The following is a 5,474-nucleotide window of genomic DNA, read 5'->3' as shown; positions in this document are numbered from 1 at the left end:
CGGTGTTCGAGGCCGCGACGGTCGCGGGCGCGGCGATGCTGGGACGGCGTGACATCGGGCGGCTGTCGGCGCAGAGCTGCGCCGACCTGGTATTGGTCGATCTGGGGCATCCCATGATGCGTCCCGCGATCGATCCGGTGCGTTCGCTGATCTTCTCCTGCGACGATCGGGCGATTCATTCGGTCTATGTCGACGGACGACAGGTCGTGGCGCGCGGCAAGATTCTGACGATCGATTACCAGGCCGCGACCGACCGGCTGGTCGCCGAGCAGGCGCGTATCGTCGGGTCGGCGGCGCAGCGCGACCGGCTGGGCCGGACCGCCGACATGCTGATCCCGTCCACGTTCGCGATCCGCCAGGCGTGACGCGCGCCGAAGTCCTGCTCATGAGGGTGCTGTCCGCGATGGGCATGCTGCTGCTGTGCCTGCCCGCGCCCGTCGTGGCGCGGACGATCGCGGTGGGCCTGTACCCCAGCTATCCGCCGCTGGACATGCGCGACATGCGGACCGACGCGCTGGAAGGGTTCGATGTCGATCTCAGCGCGGCATTACTGCAGCGGATGGGCATGGCGGGCCGCGTCGTGGAGACGTCGTTCGCGCAGTTGATTCCGTCGCTGGAAACCGGTCGTATCCAGATGTTCTTCAACGGCATGATGGATACGCCGGCGCGCCGGCAGAGCATCGCATTCGTCGATTATCTTCAGTCCGGCGTGCAGTTCCTGACCCTGAGCGACGAGCCGCATCGTCCGTTGGACCCGCAAGACATGTGCGGCCGGATGGTGGCGGCCAGCCGGATCACCAGCGAGCCCGCGCATTTGCTGCACTGGAGCGAACGCATTTGCGTGGCGCGCGGCCTGCCGCCCGTCGTGCTGTTCGCCGCCGAGAATTCGGCCGACGCGCGCCTGCAACTGATGGAGGGACGCGTGGTCGCGACCCTGCAGGACAGTCTGACGGCGCCCTGGATCATCGCGCGAAACCATGGACGGTTCCGGGCATTGGGCGCGCCGTTCGACATGGCGCCGCTGGGCATCGGGCTGTCGAAGGACGATCGCGATCTGACCTGCCGGGTACAAAGGGCCTTGAACGGCCTGCAGGCGGATGGCAGCTATCTGCGGCTGATCCGCAAATGGGGGCTGCCGCCCGAAAGCGCCCTGCCCCGCACATCCGGAGCATTGTCATGTCCCACGTAACGGCGGAACGGCTGCTTGTCATCAATCCGAATTCCTCGGCGGCGGTGACGCGCGCGATCGATGTCGCCGTCGATCCGCTGCGCGCCAGAAGCCCGTTTGCGATCGACGTCATGGGATTGCAGGGCACGCCCGCGGGCATTGCGGTGCAGAGCGACGCCGACCAGGTGGCGCCGGACGTGCTGCATGCGATGCGCGCGCATCCGGCCCGGGGCTATGTCGTGGCCTGCTTCAGCGATCCGGGCGTGCCGGGCGCGCGCGAGGAACTGGGCGGCATTCCGGTCCGGGGCATCGGCGAAAGCGCGATCCTGCATGCCCTGATCGTGGGCGATCGCTTCGGCATCGTCGCGCTATCGCGCAGTGCGATCCTGCGCCAACGGCGCCTGGTCCGCGTCATGGGCGTCGATGCGCGCTATGCCGGCAGCAGGGCCGTCGACGCCCGCGCCGAGGAAACGACCAGCGCATTAGTGCTGGACCGCATGAGCGAGGCGGCCTGCGGGCTTGTGTCCGACGGGGCCGATACGATCATCATGGGATGCGCAGGCATGGCGCATTTCCGCGAGGAGATCGAAGGACTATGCGGCCGCCCCGTCATCGAACCGACCCGGGCCGCCGTGGCCGCGCTGATCGGGGATTGCCTGCTGCGGAACTGACCGGGCCGAAAGGGGACACAGGGTCGCCGCCGGGACATACATATCGGCACCTCCTATAAGTTTCGATGATAGGAACAGCGAAATACCGATAAACCATTCCGATGATGATACGAGCAGGCGAACGCGCGCCGTGTTTATTCTCTTTCGGAGATTTCATGGAATCCCGCCATGTTTCCGGAAGGACACCGACCATGACGCGCCATTCACGCGCCCGCCTTTTCCTGAGGACAGCAACCTGTGTCGTCCTGGCCCATTCCATTCAGCTTGCCCGCGCGGAAGATATCGTCAGCCCCCTGCAGGACCGCGAGGAGCGGATTACCGTCACACGCGGCACGGCCAGCGCCAACGGGGTGACCAATACGACGCCCGGCGGCGGGCTGATGCCGCGGCAGACCGCCGCCAAAACCATCAGCGGCATCACGCGTGATTTCATTGCCAAACAATCGCCGACCACGAATGCCCTGACCCTGCTGAAGGCGATGCCGGGCGTGATCGTGTCCAGCGTCGACCCGCTGGGAACGTCGGACCGCATGAACGTGTCGATCCGCGGCCTGAACCAGACTGAGATCGGCACCACGTTCGAAGGTATGCCGGTCGGCGACAGGCTGTATTACAGCCCATTTACGTCCGAATGGGCGGATAGCGAGAATCTGGGCTTCGTCGACGTGGCACAGGGATCGCCGGACATCAGTGCGCCGGTCTATAATTCGGTCGGCGGGCAGATCAATGCCGGGCTGCGCAACCCGTCGGATCATTTCGGGGGGCTGGTTGACGCCGCGGGCGGGTCCAAGGCCACCAATCGCGCATTTCTGCGGGTCGATACGGGCCGGCTGGGGGCATCGGGCATCAAGGGGTATGTGTCCTTTTCCCACAGCGGCAACGACAATTGGCGCGGCACGGGCGGCCAGACGCGTGACCATGTCGATGCCCGCTTCGTGAAGGAATGGGGCGACGGCAACAGGATTGCCCCCTTCCTGGCCTGGAACCTGGTACGTGCCGACCTGTTCACGAATCCGACCCTGGCCCAGTGGAACGCATCCGGGGATTCGTACAATTACGCCGGAAATTATACGTTCGGCAATACGATGTATCAGAAATTCCATTTCTACCGCCGGCAGACGGTCATGATGGCCGTTCCGTCGAACGTCGCGCTGACTGCGGCGCTGAAATTGTCGGTCACGCCTTATTTCATGTATAATCACGGCATCATCAATGGCGGATCGGTGCTGAACGACGACAACGTGTTCTACGGCAACCGGCCGGCGGGGCCGCTGAACCTGCCGTACAGCGTCAATGGTCAAGCGACCGTCGAAAATGTCGATCCCTACACGCAGTTTTCGGCGGGACAGAACGCCTATCTGACCTGGACGCGGGGGCATAACACCCTGCAGTTCGGGTATTGGTACGATTATTTCGACCATAACGAGGCGACGTCGTTCGCCGTTGCCGATTTCGCCGGAAACGTCGCGAATTCATACGGCCATGCGCCGGTCCTGACGGCGGGCGGCGACGTGCTGCGGTCCTTCGACGGTCATATCATCCAGCAGATCAATGCGCTTTTCATCAGCGATACGCTGCGTTTTCTGGACAACCGCCTGACGTTGAATGCGGGATTCAAGGATGCCATGGTATCGCGCAGCGCGACGAGCCTGATTCCGGGATCGACCTACGCGGTGACGGCGAACGATGCGGTGCCGTTGCCGCAGGTCTCGGCGAGCTACAGGATCACGCCGAACGACCAGATCTATCTCAACGGCACGACGGCCTTCCGCGAGCCCGCTTCGATCAACTCCTATGTCGACATCTTCAATGTCGCCACGGGAAAAATGTCGAGCACGCACAGCACGAACCTCAGGCCGGAATATTCGATCTCGGAGGAATTCGGTTATCGCCATTACGGCCTGGTGAATGTCTCGGCCGCATTCTTCAATTACAACTTCACCAATCGTCAGGTCTCGACCAGCGCGCTGGTGAACGGCACGCCGGAGACGTTCTCGCTGAACGCCGGGGGACAGACGTCGCGCGGCGTCCAGGCGGAAGTCGGCCTGCGGCCGTGGCATCATGTCAGCCCCTATCTCTCGGGGCAGTATCTGCATGCGACGATCGACAATAATTTCGCGCGCAGCGGCGACCTGCTGCCGACGAAGGGCAAGACCGCGGTGCTGAGCCCCGAATTTTCCGGAACGATCGGCCTGTCTTATGACGACGGCGCCGCGTTCGGCAATTTCGCGATGACCTATGTGGGGTCGCAATATACGACGTTCATGAACGACCAGCATATTCCGGGCTATGAGACGGCGAACGTGACGCTCGGCTATCGCTTCCATACCCTGGGACCAGCCAGGCATCCGCAGGTGCAGGTCAATCTGATCAATATCGGAAATGAGAAATATCTGTCCGGCGCCTATGGCGTGACACCCAACGCCCGGACGATTCGGGGTGTCTACGGCACCAGCCTGGCCGGCAGCAGCCCGGCCTATTATGTCGGCGCGGGTTTTGCGGCGATCGTATCCCTGAGTACCGGATTCTGACGGGCCGAAAGCGGACCCGCGACCAGGAGGGTCTTCCGAGACGCATGCCGGGGAGGCTGACCGGGCCCCGGCGGAATGGTCAGCCATCGACCGCGATGCGGCCGAGGGCCGGATCGTCGGTGAAGAAGCCGTCCAGCCCCAGATCCAGATAGCGCCGGATTTCGGCGATCGATCCCTGGGGATTGCGGGCATTGTCGCCGGCATCGTTGCGGAGTTGGCGAGGCAGGAAGCGGTTTTCCGGCCGGCAGGTATAGGAATGGACCAGGAGGCCGGCGCGGTGGGCGTCGGCGATCAGGGTCGAGGGCGCGAGCCAGGCGCCGGCGGCATCGCGGGGGATGATGTCGGTATTGGACGGGCCGATCACGTCGGCGAAGGCCCGTACCTGGCGCAATCCGTCCGGGGTCATCAGGTCGCCGAAGGTCGTGCCGCCGCCGGCGGCGGCGAGGTCGGGGATGCGTTCGCCGCGCTCGCCCATCAGGAACAGCAGGCGCGCCTGCGGGTTGATCGCCTGCACCTTGCCGTACAGCCGGCGGAGATTGCCGGTTTCGAAAGACTGGACTTCGAGCGGCGCGAAGCGCGTATAGTCGTGCGCCGCGATGATACGCAGGAAACTGTCCTCGGGCGTGTGGCCCAGGCGGTGGAAATGGGTGGAATTCTTGATTTCCGGGATCAACCCCACGACCCGGCCGCGCGCGGCGGATTCGGCGGCGACGAAATCGATGATTTCCTCGAAGGTCGGGATATCGAAATGCCCGTCATAGCGGGTGTTCTGCGGCCGCACCTGCGGCAGTCTTTCGCAGGCGCGCAGCGTCTTGAGTTCGGCCAGGGTGAAGTCGGTGGTGAACCAGCCGGTTTCCTGCGCCCCGTCGATCACCATGGTGCGGCGGCGCGCGGCGAATTCCGGCCTTGTGGCGACGTCCGTCGTGGCGGCGATATTGCTTTCATGGCGAGCGACCAGCACGCCGTCGCGGGTCGGCACCAGGTCGGGTTCGACATAGTCGGCGCCGTCGGCGATCGCCTTGGCGTACGAGGCCAGCGTATGTTCCGGCCGCAGGGCCGAAGCGCCGCGATGGCCGATCACCAGCGGGCGCGGCGCCAGCGACG

Annotated in this window: 5 protein-coding genes; 4 read left to right on the top strand and 1 reads right to left on the bottom strand. The window is 64.4% G+C overall.

The window, feature by feature from the left end:
• The 4 genes from HUK84_RS09575 to HUK84_RS09560 form a co-directional block, all read left to right on the top strand.
• A partial coding sequence (locus HUK84_RS09575; RefSeq protein WP_176640087.1) for an amidohydrolase family protein occupies window positions 1-365 on the top strand: 365 nt, incomplete at its 5' end.
• Window positions 366-385: 20 nt separating this feature from the next.
• Window positions 386-1,189 carry an ABC transporter substrate-binding protein gene (locus HUK84_RS09570; RefSeq protein ID WP_218064299.1) on the top strand — a complete coding sequence of 268 codons (804 nt, stop codon included), beginning with the start codon at window positions 386-388 and terminating at the stop codon, window positions 1,187-1,189.
• Window positions 1,177-1,839: an aspartate/glutamate racemase family protein gene (locus HUK84_RS09565; protein WP_176640085.1), complete on the top strand. Its 663-nt coding sequence runs from the start codon at window positions 1,177-1,179 to the stop codon at window positions 1,837-1,839. The genes HUK84_RS09570 and HUK84_RS09565 overlap by 13 nt, the downstream gene beginning before the upstream one ends.
• A 191-nt stretch (window positions 1,840-2,030) precedes the next feature.
• Window positions 2,031-4,370, top strand: coding sequence for a TonB-dependent receptor (locus HUK84_RS09560; RefSeq protein WP_176640084.1), 2,340 nt, complete (start codon window positions 2,031-2,033; stop codon window positions 4,368-4,370).
• A gap of 79 nt (window positions 4,371-4,449) precedes the next feature.
• On the opposite strand, the gene HUK84_RS09555 is transcribed toward HUK84_RS09560, so the two are convergent.
• The coding region (locus HUK84_RS09555) for a glycerophosphodiester phosphodiesterase (RefSeq protein ID WP_176640083.1) at window positions 4,450-5,474 on the bottom strand (1,025 nt) is incomplete at its 5' end.

It is taken from the genome of Nguyenibacter vanlangensis (assembly GCF_013376155.1).
GTDB lineage: Bacteria > Pseudomonadota > Alphaproteobacteria > Acetobacterales > Acetobacteraceae > Gluconacetobacter > Gluconacetobacter vanlangensis.
The sequence above is the reverse complement of the archived record's forward strand: the minus strand, read 5'-3'. Positions and strand labels throughout refer to the sequence as shown.

Coding starts and splice junctions, on each gene's coding strand:
- HUK84_RS09570 (WP_218064299.1), top strand. CDS start 386: ATGAGGGTGCTGTCCGCGATGGGCATGCTGCTGCTGTGCCTGCCCGCG.
- HUK84_RS09565 (WP_176640085.1), top strand. CDS start 1,177: ATGTCCCACGTAACGGCGGAACGGCTGCTTGTCATCAATCCGAATTCC.
- HUK84_RS09560 (WP_176640084.1), top strand. CDS start 2,031: ATGACGCGCCATTCACGCGCCCGCCTTTTCCTGAGGACAGCAACCTGT.